Source organism: Stenotrophomonas sp. 62841_Sma (assembly GCF_056482945.1).
This window is the reverse complement of the sequence record NZ_CM151224.1, coordinates 2,377,379-2,401,040: the sequence shown is the minus strand read 5'-3', so window position 1 is coordinate 2,401,040 and position 23,662 is coordinate 2,377,379. Positions and strand designations below refer to the sequence as shown.

Here is a 23,662-nt window from a genome sequence, read left to right as displayed (position 1 = left end):
ATCATGCCTCCTCGGCCGGGTGAATGCGGTAGAGCGCGGCATACAGCGCTGGAATGAGACCCAGCGTGATCAGCGTTCCAAGGGCAAGGCCGCCGATCATCACGATCGACATGCTGGTCCACATGGAACCGCCAAACAGCAGCAGCGGGACAAGGCCGAGAATGCAGACCATCTTGGTCATGACGATGGGGCGCAGGCGCTTTGCTGCAGCCTCTTCAATGGCCTGGAGAGGAGGCAAGCCATCGCGCTGGCCTTCGTCGATCGCATCGATGAGCAGAATCGCGTTGTTGACGATGATGCCGGCAAGTGCGAGCAGCCCCAGTGTTCCGATGAAGGTCAGGCTGGTGCCACTCAGCTTGAGTGCCAAGGTCGCGCCGATGACCACGAACGGAATGCTCGCCAGGACGATCAGGCTCTTGCGGATGCTCTCGAACTGCCATACGAACAACAGGAACATGGCAGCAAGGCAGAGCGGGAGCAGCTTCTCGATGCCTTCGTTGGCACTCTTGCTCTCTTCGATCTCGCCACCGAGTTCAACCCGCACGCCCTGCTTGCGGAATTCGGAAAGAAGTGGCTCGACCTTGTCCGCGATCCCCTGGGCCGTCAGCTCGGAGCTCTTTGCAAGCACGGTGACCGCGCGCGTCTGGTTCACTCGCTGGATTGAAGACAGCTGCGGAGCCAACCGAAGCTTGGCCACCTGGCCCAGGGGCACGCTTCCGCTGCCATCCGCCTTCTGGATCGGGAGTGCCTCAAGCTGGCCGATATCCGTGCGCAGTGCCGCCTCTCCGCGGAGGATGACCGGGAGAACGGTGTCGCCCTCACGATAACGGGAGATCGTTGCGCCGGTCAGCAGCATGTCCATGCTCTTGGCGATGTCCGCGCTGCTGATGCCTGCGGCCTGGGCCTTGGGCTGATCGACGTCCACATCAAGCTGGACAACCTGGCGTTCGGCATCGCTGGATACATCCACCATCCCCGGCGTGTCCTGCAGCGTGCGCAGCAGCTTCTCGGCGGCAATCCGATGTGCGCCGTCGCTGCTGGAGATGCGGAACGTCGCAACGCCGGCATCCGAAGACCCCATCGAGAACCGCTTGGGCTCCACCCGCACATCCGGGAAGTGTGTTGCCATCACAGAACGCAGCCGCTCAATGGCCGCTTCATGCTTGACGCCCTTCGCAAGTGACAGCACGGCATACGCGCGGTGTCCTGCAGGAGTAGGGGGATTGAGTGCCAGAATGAAGCGTGGGCCACCATCGCCCATGTACAGGGCGTGGCTGGAGATCTCCGGAACGAGCTTCTCGTCCGCCAGTACCTTGCTGATCTGGTGAGCAACCGCCATCGTATTGGCCGGACTGGAATCCGGGGACAGCTCGATGGCCATCTGCAGCTGATGGCGCTCGGACGGCGGCATCAGCTCGTTGGGGACGGTGGTGAACAACCAGCCGGAGGTTGCCAGCAGTGCAACCATTACGCCGATGTAGATGGCCTTGTGCCCCAGGATCCAGCGGACCTTGCCGCGGTACCAGCCCGTCAGCCGCTCGACCGCGCGTGCGGTGCGGCTGAGTTCGGCATGGTGATGGGCAAAGTACTTGCACAGCAGCGGAATCAGGGTAACGCCGATGACCAGCGACAACAGCAGCGCGATGGCCATCACGATGCCGAGGCTGCGCAGATACTCGCCGGTTTCCGTGCTGGAGATGGCCAGCGGCATGAACGCGAGGATGATCGCCAGCGAAGAAACCAGAAGCGGCACGAACATCGTGCTGCCTGCGTGAGCGGCAGCCTGGTCCGGCGACTCACCCAGCGAGAGCCGCCGCTCCATGTCCTCGGCAACCACGATCGCGTTGTCAACGAACAGGCCCAGGGCAATGATGATTGCACCCACCGAGATCATGTGCAGATCGATGTTCAGGATCTTCATGATTGCCATCGTCCCCAGCACCGTGGTCGGCACGATGGCGCTGACAATCAGGCCGGTCCTCATTCCAAGGAACAGCACGACGACCGCCATGACGATGGCCAGGGTCTCCAGGAAAACCTTGGCAACACGCAGCAGCTGGGTGGAAACAACCTCTGCCTGATCCGTGATCTGGACAAGCTGCATGCCGGCCGGCAGCGTTTCCGAAAGCCGTTCAACGTCGCCGCGCAACAGATCGGCGAAGCTGACCACGTTGAGTCCTGGCGCCATGGAGACCGCTATCACCACGGCCGGCGTGCCATTCACGAATGCACCCGTCATCGGCGGGTCCTGGGTCACCCGTTCCACTCGCGCAAGGGCACCCAGCGGCACCGAGCCACCCTTCGGCAGCGGTATCGGCGTGCTCTTCAGCTGGGAGGGGTTGTCGGCGTCACCGCTCACGTTGAGCGTGATCTCCGAACCTCCGATCTCGACGTAGCCCGCCGGCGCAATCACATTGCGCCTGGAAACCGCATCGGCAATCACATTGGGGTTGAGCCCACGCGCAGCCAGGGAAGGCACGTCCAGGATGATCTGGACCTGCTCGTCCCTCACGCCGTGCAGCGAGACACGTTCCACCCCGGGCAGCCGGAACAGTTCATCGCGCAGGCGGCGGGCTTCTGCCCGGAGCTCGCCTGCGTTATAGCCATCGCCGGTCAGGCCCATGGTCATCACCGCAACCCGACCGAATTCGTCGTCCACGACCGGGCCAATCGTTCCCTCGGGAAGCTGGCTCTGGATGTCCCCCATGCGTGAGCGCAACCGTTGCCACACGATGGGAATTTTCTCCGATTCCACGGTGGGATAGAGATCAACGTAGGTGAACGCAAAGCCTGGACGGACAGTCGTCCGGATCCGCTTGACCTCCGGCATGCCACGAATGCTCTCCTCGATCGGGCGAGCGACCAGCTGCTCGACCCGGTCCACGCCGGCGCCCGGCATGAAGCTGAGTACCGTCGCCGTGCGAATGGTGATGGGGGGCTCTTCAGTGGACGGGAAGTCGAGCGCCAGAATGAGGCCGGTGAGGACGATCGCTACGATCGCCAGCAGGGTCAGGCGGGGACGCGCCAATGAGAATGACGAGAGGCTCATTGTTCTGACCCCATCTTCATGTCGACCGGTTTGATCTGCGTGCCCGGGCGGATGGCCTTGGCACCCGCAACCACGACGCGCTGACCGGCGGAAATCTGCCCGCTCACCTCGATCCAGTCACCGTGATACTGACCCAGATCTACTTCCGCCAGCTCGGTCGTCTTGCCATCCTTTGCCAGCCGAAGCACCTGGCCCTTGCCGCCAACGGCAGACGGCAGAACAGCCCGAAATGGCACTTGAAGCCTGGCTGGGCCTGTATCCGTTCCAGTGATCCGGACCGACCAGGTCGAACCCACGGTCGCCGCCTCGGGCACTGCGATGTATGCGGTACGCACGCCGCCTGCATCAACGCGGCCGTCGACACGGAGCACCTTGCTCGCCACGGTGTCCGAGCCGCTGATCAGGTTGACCACCTGCCCAACAGCCAGGGGAGCAGTGCCCGGAATCGCGACAGACAGCTCGCGGCCCGCACCATCGACCTGGATGGCAACAGCGCCGGGGCCCACGGACTGTCCAACTTCAACGTTTCGTGCAGCCACGACTCCGTCAAACGTTGCCTTCAGCGTGGCTTCGCCTTGCGACCAGCCGGCGAGTTCGTGCTGCGCGCGGGCATTGCGGACGGCCGCATTCGCAGCCGCCAGTTCGGCCTTCGCGGCGGTCATCTCCGCCGGGCTGAGCGCATCAGCCTTCTGCGCAACATCCAGTCGCTCGACGCGTCGCTGGACCTCGTCCAGTGCGGCCTGCGCGCGTGCGACGTCGCCGGCAGCGGACGCCTCCTGCGCTGCAAAGGGGACCGGATCCAGTCGAGCAAGCACCTGTCCCTTGCGTACAACGTCACCCGGTTCAACAAGTACCGCGGAGACCTTTCCGGAGACCGGGAAGGACAGCTGTCCTCGCTGCGTGGCACGCACGGTGCCGATGTAAGCGCGCTGATCGCCAGCAGCCTGTCGAACGGAGGCGACATACGCGGTGCGGGCTTCTGCCGTCCCGCTCTCTGGTGTATCGGAACATCCCGTCATCGCGGACAGGGCAATGGCCAGCGCGCTGAGACGAGGCACCAATGACCAGGTCATATGGGTTTTCACGTTCGATTCCTTGTATGGGTGGTCAGTTCCACAGACCAGCGCGGTGTGGTCAGGTCTGCAGGCGGCGTAAATTTAGGGGGACACCTGGACCACGAACAGGACACTTCCGGACATGCCGGGGCTCGTACAGGTCATCTGGGACAGGCGGCGCACTCAAAGCGGCCATCCGGACAACGCAGTCCCACCTGAAGCCAGTCAGTCACATCGACGCTGGATCATCATCCGGACCCATCAGGAGCATTACCGGACACGCGGGGGGCCGTTTAGGCCACGCGCGGTCTCCTGCATTGAAATCAGTCCCCCACGGGATGACTATGGGGACTGCGAAACGCCCCTTCGAAACGTGATGGCTGCCATCTCCAAGAATCTGCCGACCTCCATGGACTGGCGTGAGCCCGGTGAGGAACTCGCGTTGGACGCGACGTCTCTGAACCCCTCCGACGATCCAGGCTCAACGCACGAATCGCAGATCGCAGAAATCGTGCCGACCGGAGCCAGGGCCATCCTTGGGCTTGTTGAAGAACGGGGTTTCTCGCCGGAAGAGCTGTGCCGCGGGCTTGGTTTCACGTACCGCGATCTCTCGATGAGAGATGTAATGCTGTCCTACAGGCAGATGCGCAAGCTGTTCATGCGCGCAGAACGATTGCTGGACGAACCTGCATTGGGCCTCGCCCTGGGAGCCCGGCAGACACCCATCTCCTGGGGTGTTCCCGGCCTGGCGATGCTCACCTGCGAGACCTACGGGGAAGCCCTGAACTATGGGCTCAGCCACCAGCAGGCAATCGGCGCCATGCTGATTCACACGATCGAGGAAGCGGGTCGTGAAATCCGGATGGAGGTCCGATTCCGGCGCTTTGATATCCAGCTGGAATCCGTTCTTGTGGAGGATGCATTCGCGGGGTTCGTCGCCGTCAGCAGGTACCTAATTGGCCCCTCCTTTGCACCGCTACGGGTCGACTTTTCCCTACCCAAGCCCTCCGATCCGGACGTCTACCGGCGGTTCTTCCAGTGCCCGGTGCGCTTTGATGCAGGGATCAACCGCCTGACCTTCGACTCACACTGGTTGAGTGTGCGGCTGCCAGGCTTCGACCGGATCAACTCGAAGATCGTACGCGACCAGCTCGACACGCTGCTGCCAATGCGGGGCGTGCGCAATGAAATTGTCGAATCGCTGTCGAGCCACCTGCGGTGCGACATCGAGACGCCCCCCCGGCAGAGCGAACTCGCAAGCCTGATCAATGTAAGCGAGAGAACGCTCAGGCGCCGGCTCAATCGCCAGGATTCGAGTTATCGGGAACTCCGCGATGAGGCCCGGTATGAGCGGGCCCGCGATCTCCTGCTGAACTCAGAGTTGAGCATCGCCGAAGTTGCAGACGCGGTTGGATACTCCGACGCCCGTGCATTCCGCCGCGCATTCAAGCGTTGGGCGGGTTGCCTGCCAACCGAGTTCCGGGAATCCAGGTAGACAGCATCCACCCTGGTTCCAGCACGGCGGGTAGCCATCGGTAGAGACCGGGCCACCCAATGACGTCGGGGCTGCCGCCGGGCCGTGCTGCCGGTGGTGGTTGCGCGTCTGTAGTCCATTGCACCAGTGCGTGTGCAGTCCTCTCCAGCCACCCCTCCTTCACCTGGGTAGAACCATGAAGCGCATACGGCTGTTTGAATCGAAACTCGCGGCGAGATTCCTTGAGGTCGATCGATTGGCGCGCGAAGGCGCCACGTTGAAGAACGTGGCTGAGAACATGCGCACGATCACCATTGCGGTGACGATGCTGATCGTGGTGGGGCTGCTGATGGACGTTCCGGCGTCCGTCATTCGTGTGGCGGCCATCGCATGGGGGTGCTGGGCACTGGTCTATGCGCTGCTTGCCGCAGCACAAGCAGGACTTCTCTTTGTCCTGCTGCTTGGCGAGGTGGCCCTGTTGAAGCACATCCTCATCCGAATTGGATTTCTCAGAGGCGCCATTGCCACAGGATTCGCGGTGCTTGTCGTGATCATCATGGCAGTGTCGTGCGTGCTGTTCGATCCGAAGCACATGTTGCATTGGTGATTGCCGACATCCTGCCGACACCCTGCAATCGTCGGGCCCGGCATTCCGGACCGGCCAAGGCGAGCCCCGCACATGGGGGATGTTCGACCTCGATTGATTCCGTTCCACTCAACCTGCGAAAGTCATGCACTCTGCAATTCCCTGCTGCCGTAGTCATTCATCAGGCGGCGATCGAACTGCCACTCTGGCCAGAACATCCGGTTCCGGACGCGCCGCGAAAGGCAGCTTGTGGCGGCGGGTTCCGCGGCTCCTCGCAGGAGTGGGAATGCTGTTGCTGGCCGCATGCAGTCCGGTGCATGTGGTCAGGTCAAACCAGGCCAGGACCTATGCAGGTCTCAGCATCCACGGGGAGCGTCGGATGGAGATCGTGCCAGCGGGTAGCACGCACGGGCACTTCCAGACGGTGACTCTCGCCCCCGTCCTGCTGATGCCAGAGGTAGCTGCAACGCTGAGCCCGGGCGTCGGTGATCGCCTCAAGGCTGCCGTAAGCAGTCAGCTGCAGCGGCAGATCGACAGGCGCCTGGGCTGGAGTGGGGCAGGGCGGCCGGGAACGGGGCTGTTGCTGCTTGCAAGGATCACCTCGGTGAAGGAGGTGTCTGTCGGCCTGAACATTGCCACATCGGTCCTGATGGGACCGGTGAGCAAGGGGCAGCTTTCCCTCGAGATCGAGGCGATCGACGCAGGCACTGGCAGGCAGGTAGCACTGCTGCTGCTCGCCGACGAAGCCGATATGAGGGACATCCGGAAAAGCTACACCCCGGACGGTCACGCCAAGGCGCTTGCAGGCCGGTTCGCGATTGAGGCGGTGGAGTTCATCGCGCCAATGGTGCGATCACGGCAGCTTCCCGGAGGGCGCAACTGCCGTGCGCTTCACCCCGGTTCCCAGGCCTCATCCGAACCGCGGCTGCAGGAAAGGGAGGGGGGAGGGAGTTCCAATTGCAAATGACTCTCACTACACTTGCGGCATCCCACCCCTTCCGCCGCCTATGGCGGCCAGAACTCCGGCTCCCGACGTGAATTCCCCGCCCCACCTGTGCAGACCGCTGGCATTTGCCCTGAGGGTGATGTGTCCACGCTAGGCCGGGGCACGGGCAGCAACGCGGATCGGGCCTCGTCCACGGAGGCGGGCATTCCGGAAGACGCCTCGCCAATGGGCGGGAACCTCCTTGCGAAAGCCTATGCCCGCTGGCGCGGTCCCATTCTGCGCAGCCTTGCGCGTGTCAGAGGTGCGGACGGTGAGGACGCCCTGCACGACGGTGCAGTCAAATGGCTGGCGGCAAACCCTGCACTGGCCTCGTGCGACCAGCAAGGCGCCTATTTCCGGCGAACGGTGATGAACACCGTGGCCGATGAGTATCGTGAGCACACCGCAGGCCGCCGTCTCCAGACCCTGCCACTGGCAGATGCCGAGGATGCGGGCCAGGCCATCACCAGCGATGAATCACAGTGCCCGTTGCAGCTCAGCGCCCAGCGGCAGCGCCTGGAGCGCCTGCGAGAAGCGCTGGCCGAGCTGCCGGAACGTCAACGCGAGGCCTTCGTGCTCTGCCGCTTCGATGGCCTGACCCAGGAGGACGTGGCCGCTCGCATGCAGATCTCCCGCCGCATGGTAGTCAAGCACCTGTCGCGAGCGGTTGCCTACTGCGAAGTGCGGGTACGCTATGCGTCTCTGACACAGATGCAGGAACTGCATCGTCCGACCAAGGCGGGCGAGGCGTTGGCGCCTGCCATCGATGCTGATTTTCCCTGCCGATGACCGATCTCCCTTCTCCCGCAGGTTCCGACCCGTTTGCCCTGCATGAGGCGGCGGCCGCGTGGCTGGTACGGCGGCAGGATGCGGACTGGCAACCGAAGGACGAGGCGGCCCTGCAGCACTGGCTGGCCGGGAGCGAAGCACATCGACAGGCGTTCGCCGATGTGACCAGAACCTGGCAGGACCTTGGCCACCTGTCACGCCCCGTACTGGCCTCGGACGCGCATGCGGTGATCACCCCAGCAGTGCCTGTCATTCAACGGCGGGGCAGGGCGGGGCGGCGCGCGCGCTCGTGGCGCCTGCCCCGCATTGCGGCGGCTGCCGCCGTGGCGATGCTGGCCTTGGGGTACGTCGGCTACGGTTGGTACGCCGCGCCCAGCTACGTACAGGACGTGGCCACCGGCGCGGGCGAGATACGTGATCTGCAATTGCCGGACGGCTCACGGATTTCGCTCAATGCACGCAGCACGCTGGCCGTGCATTTCTATCGATCCCGCCGTGAAGTGGTGCTCAGCCAGGGCGAGGCGTTCTTCGAGGTCGCCCCGGCGGCCGACCGGCCCTTCACCGTCGATGCCCAGCGCAGCCGGGTGACGGTGGTCGGCACGGCCTTCAATGTGCGCAATGGGCCGGGTGAAGTCGTGGTCAAGGTGCTGCATGGGCACGTGCGGGTGCAGCCGGATCGCGCCGAAGGTGCCTCGCCGGTCAGCCTGCGCGCCGAACAGGGCCTGGCCGTTACCACGCTCACCGCTGCTTATCGCCCCATCGCCGCAAGCGCAGACAGCATTGGCGGTTGGCGCAATGGACGCCTGGTGTTCCGGCGCACCCCGCTGGACGAAGTGGCGCAGGAGGTCGGGCAGTATCTGGGCCATCCCGTCACGTTGGGCCAGCCAGGGCTGAAGTTCCTGCCGGTATCCGGCTACGCAGCCACCGATGCGCCGGCCACCTTCCTGGAAGCACTGCCGGATCTGTTGCCGGTGCAGGTGACCCGCAATGCCCAGGGCGGCTATCGCATCGACGAACGGCCTGTGACCCGCTGACGCCGGAGCGAATATTTCTTCCGGCGCGGGTTCTCACCCCACCGCTATTTTCCGTTTATCCCAGTGAGGCCAGTAGCGGCCAAGCATGATGGAGCGGTAATGGGGTACATGAAGATCAAGCGCGCACTTGTTGCTGGCGCGTTCTCTACGGGGGTACACGCCAAGCGGCTGCCGTTGCTGGCACTGTGCATTTCCAGCGCGCTGGCAGCGCCGGCCATTGCACAGTCGCAGCCGGCTGCACGCGTGCAGTTCAATATTCCGGCGCAACCGCTGGATGCCGCACTGCGCCGCTTTTCCGAGCAGTCCCGGCAGCAGGTGCTGTTCAGCGAATCGGCGGTGGCGGGCCGTCGCGCTCCGGCCTTGACCGGCAGTTACACACCGCAGGAAGCACTGGCGCGCCTGCTGGAGGGCAGTGGCGTGCGTGTCAATGCCACCCGTCCGGGCGTGTTCACCCTGGCGCAGGACGCAGCAGCGCCTGCGCGCAGCAAGGATGCCCAGACCACCCTGCAGACGGTGAACGTGACCGCCAATGCCCCAAGCGATGGCGCTTACACGGCACGTGAACTGAGCCTGGGCAAGCTGGGGCAGAGCATCCGCCAGACCCCGCAGTCGGTCAGCGTGATCACCCGCCAGCAGCTGGACGACCGCAACCTCACCACGCTGGACGAGGCCCTGGCGCAGACCACGGGTGTGACCAAGACCGCCCGCAACTTCGGCAACCACAAGTTCTCGATCCGCAGCTTTACCGTGGACGACAGCAACTATCTGGTCGACGGCGTGGCCGGCATCGTCTATGCCCCCGTGGGTTGGCTGCCGATCGACACCGCGGTACTGGAGCGCGTTGAAGTGCTGCGCGGTGCTGGTGGCATGATGCTGGGTGCAGCCGACCCCAGCGGAGCAATCAACATGGTGCGCAAGCGCCCGCGCGACCAGGCTCATCTGGATCTGGCCGCAACCATGGGCTCGTGGGACAACTACCGCGTCGAGGTGGATGGCGGTGGCCCGCTCAATGCTACCGGCAGCGTGCGCGGCCGACTGGTCGCCGCCTACCAGGACCGCGACTACTTCCAGCGGGGCACCTCATCGAAGACGCCGGTGGCCTATGGGGTGATCGATGCCGATCTGGGCACGGATACCACGCTGACCTTCGGCCTGCGCCATCAGGCCAGTGACACCGACGGCTACTGGCTGTTCGGCCTGCCGCGCTACACCGATGGCGGTGCGCTGGACATCAAGCGTTCCACCTCGCTCATCCAGGACTGGAACCGGCAGGAGGGCTCCGTTGACGAAGCCTTTGCAGAGGCGGAGCACCGCTTCAACGAACGCTGGAAAGCGCGCCTGTCGGTGAACCGTACCGAGTCGGACCTGGACCAGCGTGTCGCGGTTCCGCTGGGCGGAGTGGACCGCGCCACCGGCATCGGTTCGCGCTTCTATGACATCTATTTCAACCGCTCGCGCGTGCGTAGTGATGGCATCGACCTGCACACCACCGGCAGTTTCGACGCCTTCGGCCGCAGCCATCAGCTGCTGCTGGGCGCGATGTGGTCGCGCCAGCGTACCCGCCAGAGCTCGGCGGACCTGGCCATCGACGTGCCGATTGATGTCTACGCACCCGACCACAGCGCCATCGCGCAGCCGCTGCAGCCCGCGTGGGACTGGTCAGAAAACGCCCGCGCCCAGCAGAGCGGCGTGTACAGCAACCTGCGCCTGCAGCTGGCAGAACCGCTGCACCTCACGCTGGGTGGCCGGCTGAGCTGGGTAAAGTACCAGTCCAGCGATGGCTTCACCGGCGCCAAGAGCCGCGACTACGAACAGAAGCACGAATTCACCCCGTACGCCGGCCTTGTCTACGACCTGGGTCCGCAATGGTCGGTCTATGCCAGCTACGCCGATACCTTCCAGCCGCAGAGCTCGTACGTCACCGCGTCCGGCTCGGTGCTGGATCCGGCCATCGGCGCCAACTACGAGCTGGGCGTGAAGGGTGAGTTGAACGATGGCCGCCTGAATGTCTCCGCCGCAGTGTTCTCCATCCGCAAGACCGGCAACGCCGTGGTGGACGAATCCGACCCGGGCAGCTGCCGTGGCTCGCTGGCGTCGTCCGATTGCTACCGTAATGGCGGCAAGCTGCGCAGCAAGGGCTTTGAGCTGGAGGCCAGCGGCGAACTGGCGCCGGGCTGGCAGATGATGGCGGGCTATACCCACGTCACCAGCCGCGACGATGAGGGCGCGACCATCAGCGCCGAGACGCCCCGCCACCTGCTGCGCCTGTCGACGTCCTACCAGCTGCCGGGCAAGTGGAACGCGTTCTCTGTGGGCGGTGGTGTATCGGCACAGAGCAGCTACTCCTATCCGGCCTACGACGACCCGGACTGGCGCATGGGCGCAGCGGGACGTGCCGTGTGGGACCTGCGCGCCGGCTACCGGATCAATCCGCGCTGGAGCGTAGGCGTCAACGTGGCCAACCTGTTCGACACCCGCTACTACGCGATGATCAGCCAGATCCGCCGCGGCAACTTCTTTGGCGAACCCCGCAATGTGATGCTGACGCTGCGCGGCTCGCTGTGACCTTCCGCAGCCGGCAGGGCAACGGCCTGCCCGCCACGGGGCAGGCATGAAAGTGGGCTTCCGGCAGAGCATGTCGTGGCTGCACACCTGGTGCGGCCTCACCTGTGGCTGGCTGTTGTGCGCGATCTTCCTGACCGGCACGCTCAGCGTGTTCCGTGAGCCGATCACGCGATGGATGGAGGCCGGCCCCGTGCCGGCCTCCTCGCCGGCGGTGGACACCGCAACGCAGGCGGTACGTGCGCAGCACTGGCTGACAGCAAATGCCGCCGATGCCAGGTCATGGCAGATCCGTTGGCCTGCCCAGGCGGGCTGGCCACTGGAGCTGTCGTGGGAGGATGGCGACGGCACCGCGCACGAACGCTGGGTGGATGCCGGCACAGGCATGCCACAGCCTCCACCTCGCCTTCGGGAAACCGAAGGCGGGCGCCACTTCATGTCCTTCCACTACACCCTGCACGGCGGCATGGCTGGCTACTGGCTGGTGGGCTGGATCACGGCCTGCATGCTGCTGGCACTGGTGTCCGGCGTGGTGGTGCATAAACGCATCTTCAAGGACTTCTTCACCTTTCGCCCGGGCAAGGGACAACGCAGCTGGCTGGATGCGCACAACCTGAGTGCCGTGCTGACCCTGCCGTTCCTGTTCATGATCGGCTACACCGGGCTGACCTTCTTCTACAGCAGCTATCTTCCGTGGCCGGTGCACGCGGCCTATGGCGATGCCGATGATGCCTATGCGCGCTACGAAGCCGAGCTGTCGCCTGCGCAGCCGGCTCCGCCAGGCATCCTGGTATCCACCGCGCAACTGCCAGACCTGCAGCACCTGCTGGCACGCGCGCAGGCCATCAGCGGGCAGCCGCCGGCATTGATCGTGATCCAGGCGCCCGGCACCGTGCACAGCGTAGTGGAGGTGATCGGTCGCAAGCCCGAGGGGGGTGCGGACAGGCATCTGCTGACCGAGGCCAGCCGGGCGGCGTTCGATGCTGCCAGCGGCACGCTGCTGCAACAGCATGGCGTACACCCGCATGCGATTGGCGCGGTGCAGGTGCATGAGACGATCGAAGCACTGCACAAGGCCGATTTCGGCGGCTGGCCGATGAAGTGGCTGTACTTCATCAGCGGCCTGCTCGGCACGGCGATGATCGCCATCGGCACGCTGCTGTTCTCGATCAAGCGGCGCAAGCGCAGCGAGCATGAGTTCGGCGCGGCCACGGCGGGCATCTACCGCTGCGTGGAAGCGTTCAACGTCGCATCGCTGGCTGGGGTGGCGCTGGCAAGCATCGTCTACCTGTATGGCAATCGGTTGCTGCCATTGGAAATGAGCGGTCGCAGTGCGTGGGAAATACGCATTTTCCTTTTGACCTGCGCGGCCTCGGTGCTACACGCACTGTGGCGCCCACCGCGCCTGGCCTGGATCGAGCAGTTGTGGCTGGCCGCAGCACTGTGCCTGGCACTGCCGCTGGTGAATCTGGCAACCGCCGGGCAGGGGCTGCTGATGTATCTGCAGCGGGGCGCATGGCAGCAGGCCGGCGTGGAGCTGGTCGCACTGGCATTCGGGCTGATGCTGGCAAGAATGGCCCTGATGCTGCAGCGCCGTTGGCCCCGGGCGCAGGAGGCGGCGCGCCCTGCCAAGCCTCCGGCCGGGCGGGAACCGGCCTATCGCTGGCAGGTGGCAAGCCGTGTGCTGGCCGCCTCGCTGGGCGGCTACGTGTTCACCGCCGTTACTGCCGCGTCACTGGCGTTGTTGTTGCCTGTGCTGGTGGGGGTAAGGACAGCCGTTTCGGTCCTGGCCAGTTCACTGCTGGGGTTCGTGCTGTTCATTGCCGTTGCTGTGGGCGTTTTCAGCGCCCGCAGTGTTGGGAGGGTATGGCTGAGTCTGGCGGCAGGGAGTGCCCTGATGGGAGTGTGGGTGGCGATGCTTCAGACAGGGTGAGAGCGCTCCCAACAGGGCAGGCGCCTGCGGTTGCTAGTGCGAACGATTTGCATTTGGTATTATTTAACGCGAAATTAACGCCGCCGCAGCTGCCGCCTAGGGCGCACTTCCTACCGTAGGCCCCCAAATGAACAAGATCGCCACTACTTCCCGCGCCCCGAGGCGCTCTCTGTTGTCCGTGTCCGTTGCCCTCATGCTGGCCTTCCCGCTGGCCGGTCACGCTGAAGCACCGCCCTCGCCAGAAGTCCCCGATGGCAGCGCCACCACGCTCGATGCGGTACGCGTCAACGCCTATCGCACAACCACACACACCTCCGGCGCTACCAAGACCGACACGCCGGTTGCGGAAATGGCCAAGTCGGTCTCGGTCATTGCCCGCGAAGAGCTCGATGCCCGCGGTGTGCAGAACCTCAACGAGGCGATGCGCTACGTGGCCGGCGTGGTTCTGGAGAGCGGCGGCATCGACAATCGCGTCGATGACTTCCGCATCCGCGGCTTCGACGCCGGCAGCTGGAGCAACAACGTCACCGTCGACGGCATGCGAGCGCCGCAGGGTGGCCAGTGGAACCGGACCATGGTGGACAGCTGGAACCTGGACCGTGTCGAGGTGCTGAAGGGGCCGTCGGCCGTGATGTATGGTCAGGTGGCTCCGGGGGGCATGGTCAACCAGGTCAGCAAGACCCCCACGCCCGACCAGCAGCAGGTGCTGCAGGTGGGGTTGGACGGCAACGGCCAGTACAGCAGCGCGTTCGACCTGGGCATCGCATCGGACGACAAGCGTCACCTCGGGCGCCTGGTAGGCCTGTATCGCGACGGCGACACCCAGATCAAGCACACCCAGCAGCAGCACTGGTTCCTCGCCCCCAGCTACACCTTCCAGATGGCCGAGCGCACGCGACTGACGCTACTGGGCCTGTACCAGCGCGACGATGGTGGCTCCACGTACCAGTTCCTGCCGATGAAGGGCACGCTCCAGGCCACCCCCTATGGACGTATGAAGAACACCACGTTCATTGGCGAGCCGAACTGGAACACCTACGACCGCACCATCTGGACGGCCGGCTGGCTGTTCGAGCATGCCTTCAACGAGAACTGGACCCTGAGCCAGGGTGCCCGCCGCACCAACGTGGAATCGACCTTCCGCACCGTGGTGACCAATGGTGGCCTGAACCCGGATGGGCGCACCCAGAAGCGGCGCGCCACGTGGGGCGAGGGCGACTCCCAGGGCGACACGATCGACACGCGAGTTACCGGCAAGTTCCAGACCGGCAAAGCCGAGCACACGCTGCTGGTGGGCGTGGACTGGCAGAAGGCCGATTGGGACGCTGCTCGCGGCGGAATGCGCGATCCGGCGCCGATCGACATCTTCAATCCCGTTTACACCGGTTACGTTCCTGTCACCAACAGCATCGGCTACACCGGTGGTGTGAACCGCCAGACGGGCGCCTACCTGCAGGATCAGATCGCACTCGACAAGTGGCGCTTCACCGTGGGTGGCCGCTATGACTGGACCAAGGACAATACCTGGAGCCAGTCCTATACCGTGGCCAGCAACAGCTTTGGGAAATGGGTGCCCAGCCGGATCAGCAACGAGGCCTTCAGTGGCAATGCTGGCATCCTGTACGTGGCTGACAATGGTCTGACGCCGTATCTCAGCTACGCCGAGTCGTTCCAGCCCTCCGGCAGTTCAGCACTGCAGTCGTACGACCGCACGCCCTTTGATCCGGTCACCGGCAAGCAGTGGGAAGCTGGCGTGAAGTATCAGCCCTCCCACTTCGACGGCCTGATCACGCTTTCCGCCTATGACCTGCGCCAGCAGAACATCCTCACCAACGACCCTGGTAAGAATCGGCAGACCTGTGGCAACGACGGGAACAGCCAGTGCCAGGTCCAGGATGGCGAAGGCCGCGTACGTGGCGTAGAGCTGGAAACCCGCATCACCCCCCTCGATGGCTTCAGCGTGATCGGTGCCGCATCGTGGATGGACTCGGAAGTCACCAAGAGCAACAACGGCTATCAGGGCAAGCAGCTGGCGATGGTTCCGGACTGGACCGCTGCGCTGTGGGGTGACTACACCTTCCAGGGCGGGGCACTCGCAGGCCTCAGCCTTGCCGCAGGCGTCCGCTACAACGGCGAAAGCTACGGCGACAGCGCCAATGTCTACCTGATTCCGTCCTACACGATGTGGGATGCGGCTATCCGTTATGACGTCGGTGCGATCGGGAGTGTGGGCACGCAGTTCGCACTGAACGTCAGCAACCTGACCGACAAGCGATTCGTGACCACGTGCAGCGGTGTCTCGTCGTGCTTCTTCGGCACAGGACGCACCGTCACGGCTACTGCCCGGTTCACCTGGTAACCCTTCCGCCCCGTGACAGGCCAGCCAGGTCACGGGGCTTTCCTATGAGACTTCCAGAATGTCAGTCGTGATGGCAGTGCTGGCTTCAGCCGCGGGTGTGGTTGGGGCATGGCTGTTCTATCTGGCGTCGCCGAAGCAGCAGTGGCGGCACGCCGGCCCCTGGCCTGTCCGTGGGAAATGGATTCCCGGCAGCACCTTCTCGCTGGTCTCGCTGGCCATGTTCTTGTCTTTGATGGGAAGCGGTGCGGCCTTCTTCACCTGGCTGACGATTCTGATGCTGGTCTGGTCGGCCGCGCCCTTCCTGGGCGTCTGGCGCGCTCGACAGCGTGGAGGTGCCCATGGCCGGCCCTGACAAGCTGCAGAGCCGGCACTGGTTCGGGAAGACATGTGCCGGTGTACTGCTGGGCTTTGGGCTCTCCCTGGCCCTGTCCGGCCTGTTCGCGTGGTTCGGACCCGGCGGCATTGATGGCGGGGGCGGCAAGGCCCAGTTCAACATGTGGCTGGTCGCGCTGCTGTGGGCGCCGATCCTGTCATTTGTTTTCCTTTTTCGTAGCAGCGCAAGCGCCTGGCTGTGGCTCGGTGCTGCCAACGTGGTCGCCTTTGGCGCGCTCTGGCTGGCGCGCAGCCATCTGGGCTGACTGGACCTCACATGAAGATCCGCAACGACATCATCAAGGTCTACAAGGACGTGCACATCTGGGTCGGCATCTTTGCTGGCCTGATGCTGTTCGTTGCCTTCTATGCCGGCTCGATCACCATGTTCGAGAAGCCGCTGGAGCGATGGGCAACACCCCCGTCTGCGCTGTCTGCGCCGGTCCCGATGGAACGGGCACCTGAACTGCTGGCCGCGGTGCTCAAGGCGCATCCCGAGGCGGCGAAGAACTACAGCGTGATGGTGCAGACGTCGCCTGAAGCGCCTGCCCGGGTGATCTGGCGAGTACGTGGCGACAAGCCACGGCAGTTCACGGAGTTTGGCGCAAGCTTCGACGCGGAAGGGCGGCTCCAGGTGGAGCAGCTGCGAAAGGCACCGGTGGCGCAGCTTGTCGACACCTTGCATCAGTTCGTCGGCCTGCCGTTCCCTGATGCGATTTCGCGCCCCATCATGGGCATCATTGCGCTGATGTATGCTGTGGCATTGATCTCCGGCGTCATCGTTCTGTTGCCGACGTTGGTGAAAGACTTCTTCGCCGTGAGGGTAGGCAAGAACATCAAGCGCATGTGGCTGGATGTGCACAACGCGCTGGGCATTGTCAGCTTGCCATTCCACCTGATCATGGCCGTGACCTGCGTGGTATTCGCGTTCCACGATCAGATCTACGACATCCAGGACAAGGTGGTTTATCCCAACGGCATCCAATGGGGCGAGGAGCACGATGACCGGCCCGCTCCGGGCGCCCAGCCTCTGCCTGCTCCTGCACTGCTGGAAAAGGTAAAGGCACAGCTGCCGGGCTTTGAGGTCTACAGCCTGGGCTTCCAGCAGAAGGGCAGTGTGGTCGAGGGGCGTGTCACCGGCCTGGATATCCGCTACGGGACCCGTGCCCGCACCTACATGAGTACCCATCTCGATCCGTACACTGGCGTGGTGGACACACATGACCTGCCAGGACACATGGGCGGCTGGGATACGGCGGTCAATGCCTTCTTCATGCTGCACTTCGGCAGCTTTGGCGGGAACCCCGTGCGCTGGATGTACCTGCTCCTTGGGCTTGGCGGTGCGATCGTGTTCTACACCGGCAACCTGCTGTGGATCGAGTCACGACGCAAGAAGCAGCGCGATGCCAACCTTCCCGAGCAGAAGCGATCCACCCGTGTGCTGGGATCGCTGACCATCGGTGTGTCCCTGGGCTGTGTCATCGGCATATCGGCAACACTGGCAGCTACCAAGTGGCTGCCTGGGCTGGTTGCCAATGTCCCGGCATGGCACGAAGGCATCTACTATGCGGCCTTCCTGCTGGCAGTGGCCTGGGCATTCCTGCGTGGGGCCGCGCGCTCCGCTTATGAGCTGCTGTACGTTGGCGCAGTAGTGACGGCACTGATCCCGGTCGGCAGCCTTGCGGCGTTGGCTGGCGTCCCTGGCACCTGGAACCATTCAAGTGCCGGGGTGGCCGTGGACGCGACCGCAATTGTCGCTGCTGCCATTTTCTGGCAACTGGCGAGGCGATCCAGGAAGCGCGCAAAGATGGGCCACAAGGACAGCGTTTGGGCCATCGAAGGAAATGCGACCACAAGGGCAGGGCACATCCAAGCGGCCGGGGAGTAGATCCGTCCTGCCTGCCGTTGGCCGGCCACATTGAATGGGCGGCGGCGGACAGCGTGTATCGCCTGAGAAGGTGTTCTGCAGCCAGCAGATCACGCATTGCAGGATCGTCCGTCACCCACATTCACCCCGCAGCAGCGAAAATGCATCATTGGGCGCGCCCTGGCGCGCGCCACTCACTGCCTGCAGGATCGTAACGATGTCCAACACCCCCTTTGGTGAATCGTCATGCGCTGCCGCCGCCAGCGGTTGCGTCGAGGTGCGTGGTGCACGCGAGCACAACCTCAAGAATGTCGACGTCTCCATCCCGCGCAATGCACTGGTGGTGTTCTCCGGCGTATCAGGTTCCGGCAAGTCATCGTTGGCCTTCGGTACCGTCTTTGCAGAGGCGCAGCGGCGCTACTTCGAGTCCGTTGCGCCGTATGCCAGACGCCTGATCGACCAGGCGGGCGTGCCGGACGTGGATGCCATCGACGGGTTGCCGCCGGCAGTAGCGCTGCAGCAGCAGCGCGGCGCCAGCAATGCACGTTCATCGGTGGGCAGCGTGACTACGCTGTCCAGCCTGGTGCGCATGATGTACTCGCGTGCCGGTGCGTACCCGGCCAACCAGCCCATGCTGTACGCCGAGGACTTCTCGCCCAACACGCCACAGGGTGCCTGCAGCACCTGCCATGGCCTGGGGCATGTCTACGAAGTGACCGAAGCGCTGATGGTTCCGGACCCCTCGCTGAGCATCCGCGAGCGCGCCATCGCCTCCTGGCCGCCGGCATGGCATGGCCAGAACCTGCGCGACATCCTGGTCACGCTGGGCTACGACATCGACGTGCCGTGGAAGAAGTTGCCGAAGAAGGATCGGGACTGGATCCTGTTCACCGAGGAAGCGCCCAGCGTGCCGGTCTATGCCGGTTTCACGCCCGCAGAGACCCGTGCCGCACTCAAGCGCAAGCAGGAGCCCAGCTACATGGGCACCTATACCGGCGCACGCCGCTACGTGCTGCACACCTTTGCCAACACCCAGAGCGCGCTGATGCGCAAGCGTGTTTCGCGCTACATGGAAGGCAAGCTGTGCCCGGCCTGCCATGGAAAACGCCTGAAGCCGGAGGCGCTTTCGGTCACCTTTGCCGGCGTGGATATCGGTGAGTTCATGCGGCTGCCGCTGGACCAGCTGGCGGCGCTGCTGGAGCCCATCGCACAAGGTGATTTCGGCGCGCACAGCAAGGGCGCTCGCACCAGCAGGAGCGCGACACCCCGCGATCGCGCCCGGAGGGCCGCGAGTGGCCAGGCGACCCACGAGGGCGCTCCGGACGTGCGCCTGACCTCGGCCTTGTCCGAAGAGAAGCGCCTGGCAGCACAACGACTGGCAGGCGGAGTCATGGCGCGTGTACGCCAGCTGCGTGACCTGGGCCTGGGCTATCTCTCGTTGGATCGGGCCACGCCCACACTGTCGGCCGGCGAACTGCAGCGCCTGCGGCTGGCCACCCAGCTCAGTTCCTTGCTGTTTGGTGTGCTGTACGTGCTCGATGAGCCCTCGGCCGGCCTGCACCCCGCCGACAGCCAGGCCCTGTACGACGCGCTTGAGCGCCTGCGTGACGGCGGAAACTCGGTATTCGTGGTTGAACACGATCTGGAGCTGATGCGCCGCGCGCAGTGGCTGGTGGATGTGGGGCCGCAGGCAGGGGAACACGGCGGGCGCGTGCTCTACAGTGGCGAGCCCGATGGCCTGCGCCACATCCAGGAGTCGCGCACGGCCCTGTATCTGTTCGATCAGGTGCCCGCACCTGCCAGCCGGCAGCGCAACGCCAGCAGCTGGCTGGAATTGAAGGGCATCCACCGCCACAACCTGCAGGGTGTGGACGCGCAGGTACCGCTGGGGCTGCTGACGGCGGTGACCGGTATTTCCGGCTCCGGCAAGTCCAGCCTGATGGCGCAGGCGCTGCCCGAGCTGTTGCTGCTGCACCTCGGGCATGAGCCTGTGGACGACAGCGCCGATAGCACGCCCACCGACGGCCCGACCGTGATTGAAACGACGCGGGGCACATTGGCAGGCGATGTAAATGCGATCCAGCGGGTGGTGCAGGTCGACCAGAAGCCCATCGGCCGCACGCCACGATCCAACCTGGCCACCTATACCGGGTTGTTCGATCACGTGCGCAAGTTGTTCGCCGCGACACCCGCCGCACGCCGCCGTCGTTTCGATGCGGGCCGCTTCTCGTTCAACGTGGCCAAGGGCCGGTGCGAGACCTGCGAAGGCGAGGGCTTCGTCAGTGTCGAACTGCTGTTCATGCCCAGCGTCTATGCACCGTGCCCCACCTGTCATGGCGCCCGCTACAACGAAGCCACGCTGAAAGTGCAGTGGAACGACCGCAACATCGCCGAGGTCCTGCAGATGACGGTCGACCAGGCGCAGGCGTTCTTCAGCGAGGAAGAGGCCATTGCCCGGTCGCTGCAGTTGCTGCAGGAGATCGGCCTGGGCTACCTGCGGTTGGGCCAGCCGGCCACGGAACTTTCAGGCGGTGAAGCCCAGCGGATCAAGCTGGCCACCGAGCTGCAGCGCAGCCAGCGCGGGCGCACGCTGTACGTGCTGGATGAGCCCACCACTGGCCTTCATGCGTCGGACGCGGACCGGCTGCTGGCGCAGCTGCAGCGGCTGGTGGACGCGGGCAATACGGTGGTGATGATCGAGCACGACATGCGCGCGGTTGCACAGGCGGACTGGGTGATTGATGTCGGCCCCGGCGCTGGCGGGGCAGGGGGCACCATCGTCGCGAAGGGAACGCCGCAACAGGTGGCGCACGCCAAAGGCAGCAGGACGGCACCGTTCCTTGCCAGGGAGCTGGCTCTTATGTAGAGCCGAGCCATGCTCGGCTGACGAAGAATCCACGCACGTGGTTCCAGCACTGCACTCATCAACAGATGCGGGCTATGGACAATCAGGGCATCCACTGCAGTGCAGGTTGTACTCAACGGGCTCGGCGGTGATTCCAGACGCATCCTTCAAGGTAATCCGCTCCCTCCAGGTCAACGGGGGAGGGGGAATGACGGGAGGCGGGTAGAGCACGATGGGGTAGAAGCAGGCCCATGTGTAGTTGAGCGGGGAGGGCATCTTGTCCGGCAACGTTTCCGTGGCGGGTTCGCAGGGCCCGCTCGGGCACACCGGGCGCTCCAGCGTCAACTCTATAGGGAACTTCGGAACTCCCTTGTACGCAACCGGAACGGAAAATGGCCTGAAATAATTTTCAGTGCGATCTGCGATGCCGGTAACTTCAAAGGCCTCCGTCAATACGGAAACGCCAAGTGCTGAAACCCGCTCGATGGGCATGTAGAACAGGTCGTTCTCAAATCCCGTGTCTTCACCGCCCCGGCCGTGAATGACGCCGACGGCCGCATTGTTCGAAAAGACCGGCCCACCGCTGTCACCTTCGACGCTGAGAGGGCCTGGAGAAAGGTTGCGTGCACGGATGTACCTGCCTATGGCCCCATTATGATTGGTTCTTCTCCCATGTGAGGGGAGAGGCTCACGGCCGACCCGCTAGATTGTGGTTGTCGAGACTACAAACTGGGGCCGGCCGTGGCCAAGCTGGATTGTATGCCGTTGTTGGGGGACTGGGCGGGGTATCGCCTGGATGGTTGGAGACGCGAGGTTCGTCATGGGGTCTCGTGGCTGGTACTTTCGCTGCTTCCCGATGGACGCCGCAGGCACCGCTGCAGCGGCTGTTCCAAGTGGGTTACCTCCATCCACGACCATGTGATCCGGCGTATCCGTGATCTGCCTGTTTTCGATGAGCCGGTCGAGCTGGAGGTGCAGCGGCAGCGCGTGGCCTGCCCTCGTTGCGGGCCGAAGCTGGAGCATCTGGACTGGCTGGATCGGCACTGCCGGGTCACGCAACGACTCGCAAAGAGCGTTGCACAGATGTGTGCTACCACGTCGATCCATGCCACAGCCAGATGGCACGGACTGGACTGGAAAACCGTCAAGGCGCTTGATTTCAGGCACTTGCAGCAGACGTTGGGACCGGTGGACCTCTCCGGAATCCGTATTCTTGCAATGGACGAATTCGCGATCCAGAAGGGCCATCGCTACGCCACGGTGATAGTAGAGCCGTCCCGCAAACGAGTGCTATGGGTTGGGCGTGGTCGTAGCCGAGCGGATGTTCGCCCCTTTTTCGAGCTGTTGGGCCGGGAGGGCTGCGAACGTATCCAAGCGGTCGCCATGGACATGAATTCGGCATTCGACCTAGAAGTGAAAGCCCAATGCCCAAATGCCGAAGTGGTCTACGACCTGTTCCATGTGGTGGCCAAATACGGCCGGGAGGTCATCGACAGGGTCCGCGTGGATGAAGCCAACAGGCTGCGCCAGGACAAACCTGCTCGGCGTGTGGTGAAGACCTCTCGCTGGCTCTTGCTGCGCAACCGGCAGAATGTCCCGGCAGATCAACGAGTGAAGCTCAAGGAGCTGCTGGCTGCCAACAAGGCACTACTGACGGCCTATGTGCTGAAAGACGACTTGAAGCAGCTCTGGCGCTACCGTAGCCAGGCTTGGGCAGCAAAAGCGTGGAAGAGCTGGCGACAGCGCGCATTGCGTAGCCGCCTGGAGCCCCTGCGAACGTTTGTCCGTCGCCTACAGCCCTATCTGGCAGGCATTCTGGCTCATTGCCGGTGGCCCCTCGGAACGAATCTGGTCGAGGGGATCAACAACAAGATAAAGGTCATAAAGCGCGTCGCCTACGGATACCGGGACGACGCCTATTTCTTCCTCAAAATCCGAGCCGCCTTCCCCGGAGTTGGGTGAAGAACCTTATGATTGGACCTTGAATTCATATCCTCAATGGTCCCGCATGCGTAGTGGCCATGAATTCCACTCTTGCAGATCACATCCCCCACATGCGTCGAACTGGAGGGGAGTGTGCTGGTTATTTCGAACGTCTGCGACGGACCATTGATCAGGGAGATTTCATTTGTCTGCGCGTGGCGCGGGCCCCTGGGCGGCTCTTTATGCCACTGGATATCGTAGTCGCCTACGTTCTGCTCGCTCTGGAAAACGAGGGGCGCGGCAATGCCCTGATAGGTCAGCGTATTGTCACAGTGACCGGCCGTGAGGACGCCAAGCTCACGATCTGCGTCGAAGACGTTGAAGCCAGTAGTGCAACTGAAGGCAGTACCGGTCAACTTATGGCCGCCGGAGATTGCGGTAGTGACAGTAAAGCCTTTCACTTGCTTGATCGCCATGAAATCGACAGCGCCCAGCAATGGCCGGAGTGCGCGTCTAGCGGCCGCTTCGTCCTTCACGTAAAAGGTCACAATGGACCGCTTGATATCAACGCCCGACTCGAACCCAACCTTCTTTGCGAGAAGCTGGGCCTCTGCCTCCGCCTGGGTCGCCAAGAGCATCTCGAGCGATTGAGCGGAAGTGCGGCCGGTAAATACAGGATCCTGCGTGTACTTTGCCAAGGTCTCTTTCGACCTCTTCGTGAACAGCACTACGATCTTGAATTCTGGCTCATGCTCAACGTACAAGCCACCAAACGTATAATGCCAAGGCGTGTCTGGATATTTTTATGCGCAAATTCATCAAGGCTGCT

Annotated in this window: 16 protein-coding genes; 13 read left to right on the top strand and 3 right to left on the bottom strand. The window is 63.8% G+C overall.

The features are described 5' to 3' along the window. Position 1: 1 nt before the first annotated feature. Both ACZK5G_RS11220 and ACZK5G_RS11215 read right to left on the bottom strand, forming a co-directional pair. The gene (locus tag ACZK5G_RS11220; protein WP_049401549.1) at positions 2–3,049 is read right to left on the bottom strand and encodes an efflux RND transporter permease subunit; all 3,048 of its coding nucleotides are present in this window, start codon (positions 3,047–3,049) and stop codon (positions 2–4) included. Beyond that, positions 3,046–4,134, bottom strand: a complete 1,089-nt coding sequence (locus ACZK5G_RS11215; RefSeq protein WP_223276796.1) for an efflux RND transporter periplasmic adaptor subunit — start codon at positions 4,132–4,134, stop codon at positions 3,046–3,048. Before ACZK5G_RS11215 ends, ACZK5G_RS11220 begins: the two co-directional genes overlap by 4 nt. 346 nt (positions 4,135–4,480) lie before the next feature. Between ACZK5G_RS11215 and ACZK5G_RS11210 the strand changes: the two genes are divergently transcribed. The 13 genes from ACZK5G_RS11210 (at position 4,481) to ACZK5G_RS11150 (ending at position 22,872) form a co-directional block, all read left to right on the top strand. Beyond that, positions 4,481–5,599, top strand: a complete 1,119-nt coding sequence (locus ACZK5G_RS11210) for an AraC family transcriptional regulator (protein WP_478466443.1) — start codon at positions 4,481–4,483, stop codon at positions 5,597–5,599. A gap of 175 nt (positions 5,600–5,774) precedes the next feature. Further along, positions 5,775–6,185, top strand: a complete 411-nt coding sequence (locus ACZK5G_RS11205; protein WP_012511082.1) for a hypothetical protein — start codon at positions 5,775–5,777, stop codon at positions 6,183–6,185. Positions 6,186–6,450: 265 nt separating this feature from the next. Next, complete coding sequence (locus tag ACZK5G_RS11200) at positions 6,451–7,131, top strand: DUF3313 family protein (RefSeq protein WP_478466441.1); 681 nt, start codon at positions 6,451–6,453, stop codon at positions 7,129–7,131. A gap of 120 nt (positions 7,132–7,251) precedes the next feature. Then, positions 7,252–7,938 (top strand): RNA polymerase sigma factor, encoded by a 687-nt coding sequence (locus ACZK5G_RS11195; RefSeq protein ID WP_182266073.1) that lies wholly within the window; start codon positions 7,252–7,254, stop codon positions 7,936–7,938. Further along, complete coding sequence (locus tag ACZK5G_RS11190) at positions 7,935–8,972, top strand: FecR family protein (protein WP_478466439.1); 1,038 nt, start codon at positions 7,935–7,937, stop codon at positions 8,970–8,972. The genes ACZK5G_RS11195 and ACZK5G_RS11190 overlap by 4 nt, the downstream gene beginning before the upstream one ends. Positions 8,973–9,080: 108 nt before the next feature. Further along, the gene (locus tag ACZK5G_RS11185) at positions 9,081–11,537 is read left to right on the top strand and encodes a TonB-dependent siderophore receptor (RefSeq protein WP_478466437.1); all 2,457 of its coding nucleotides are present in this window, start codon (positions 9,081–9,083) and stop codon (positions 11,535–11,537) included. Between the two features lie 46 nt (positions 11,538–11,583). Then, on the top strand, positions 11,584–13,467 hold the full coding sequence (locus ACZK5G_RS11180; protein WP_478466435.1) for a PepSY-associated TM helix domain-containing protein: 1,884 nt from the start codon (positions 11,584–11,586) through the stop codon (positions 13,465–13,467). Positions 13,468–13,645: 178 nt separating this feature from the next. After that, positions 13,646–15,826: a TonB-dependent siderophore receptor gene (locus ACZK5G_RS11175; protein WP_478466433.1), complete on the top strand. Its 2,181-nt coding sequence runs from the start codon at positions 13,646–13,648 to the stop codon at positions 15,824–15,826. A gap of 58 nt (positions 15,827–15,884) precedes the next feature. Further along, positions 15,885–16,178 carry a hypothetical protein gene (locus ACZK5G_RS11170; protein WP_182266068.1) on the top strand — a complete coding sequence of 98 codons (294 nt, stop codon included), beginning with the start codon at positions 15,885–15,887 and terminating at the stop codon, positions 16,176–16,178. Beyond that, positions 16,165–16,464, top strand: a complete 300-nt coding sequence (locus ACZK5G_RS11165; RefSeq protein ID WP_040007713.1) for a hypothetical protein — start codon at positions 16,165–16,167, stop codon at positions 16,462–16,464. The genes ACZK5G_RS11170 and ACZK5G_RS11165 overlap by 14 nt, the downstream gene beginning before the upstream one ends. Positions 16,465–16,475: 11 nt before the next feature. Continuing rightward, positions 16,476–18,086 (top strand): PepSY-associated TM helix domain-containing protein, encoded by a 1,611-nt coding sequence (locus ACZK5G_RS11160; RefSeq protein ID WP_414491875.1) that lies wholly within the window; start codon positions 16,476–16,478, stop codon positions 18,084–18,086. Between the two features lie 196 nt (positions 18,087–18,282). Beyond that, on the top strand, positions 18,283–20,931 hold the full coding sequence (locus ACZK5G_RS11155) for an excinuclease ABC subunit UvrA (protein WP_478466430.1): 2,649 nt from the start codon (positions 18,283–18,285) through the stop codon (positions 20,929–20,931). A gap of 738 nt (positions 20,932–21,669) precedes the next feature. After that, complete coding sequence (locus ACZK5G_RS11150) at positions 21,670–22,872, top strand: ISL3 family transposase (protein ID WP_049422456.1); 1,203 nt, start codon at positions 21,670–21,672, stop codon at positions 22,870–22,872. On the opposite strand, the gene ACZK5G_RS11145 is transcribed toward ACZK5G_RS11150, so the two are convergent. Next, entirely contained in the window at positions 22,827–23,561 is a 735-nt protein-coding gene (locus tag ACZK5G_RS11145; protein WP_478466428.1) for a chymotrypsin family serine protease, read from the bottom strand. The genes ACZK5G_RS11150 and ACZK5G_RS11145 overlap by 46 nt on opposite strands. Between the last annotated feature and the right edge of the window lie 101 nt (positions 23,562–23,662).

Coding starts and splice junctions, on each gene's coding strand:
- ACZK5G_RS11220 (WP_049401549.1), bottom strand. CDS start 3,049: ATGAGCCTCTCGTCATTCTCATTGGCGCGTCCCCGCCTGACCCTGCTG.
- ACZK5G_RS11210 (WP_478466443.1), top strand. CDS start 4,481: ATGGCTGCCATCTCCAAGAATCTGCCGACCTCCATGGACTGGCGTGAG.
- ACZK5G_RS11205 (WP_012511082.1), top strand. CDS start 5,775: ATGAAGCGCATACGGCTGTTTGAATCGAAACTCGCGGCGAGATTCCTT.
- ACZK5G_RS11200 (WP_478466441.1), top strand. CDS start 6,451: ATGCTGTTGCTGGCCGCATGCAGTCCGGTGCATGTGGTCAGGTCAAAC.
- ACZK5G_RS11190 (WP_478466439.1), top strand. CDS start 7,935: ATGACCGATCTCCCTTCTCCCGCAGGTTCCGACCCGTTTGCCCTGCAT.
- ACZK5G_RS11185 (WP_478466437.1), top strand. CDS start 9,081: ATGAAGATCAAGCGCGCACTTGTTGCTGGCGCGTTCTCTACGGGGGTA.
- ACZK5G_RS11180 (WP_478466435.1), top strand. CDS start 11,584: ATGAAAGTGGGCTTCCGGCAGAGCATGTCGTGGCTGCACACCTGGTGC.
- ACZK5G_RS11170 (WP_182266068.1), top strand. CDS start 15,885: ATGTCAGTCGTGATGGCAGTGCTGGCTTCAGCCGCGGGTGTGGTTGGG.
- ACZK5G_RS11165 (WP_040007713.1), top strand. CDS start 16,165: ATGGCCGGCCCTGACAAGCTGCAGAGCCGGCACTGGTTCGGGAAGACA.
- ACZK5G_RS11160 (WP_414491875.1), top strand. CDS start 16,476: ATGAAGATCCGCAACGACATCATCAAGGTCTACAAGGACGTGCACATC.
- ACZK5G_RS11155 (WP_478466430.1), top strand. CDS start 18,283: ATGTCCAACACCCCCTTTGGTGAATCGTCATGCGCTGCCGCCGCCAGC.
- ACZK5G_RS11150 (WP_049422456.1), top strand. CDS start 21,670: ATGCCGTTGTTGGGGGACTGGGCGGGGTATCGCCTGGATGGTTGGAGA.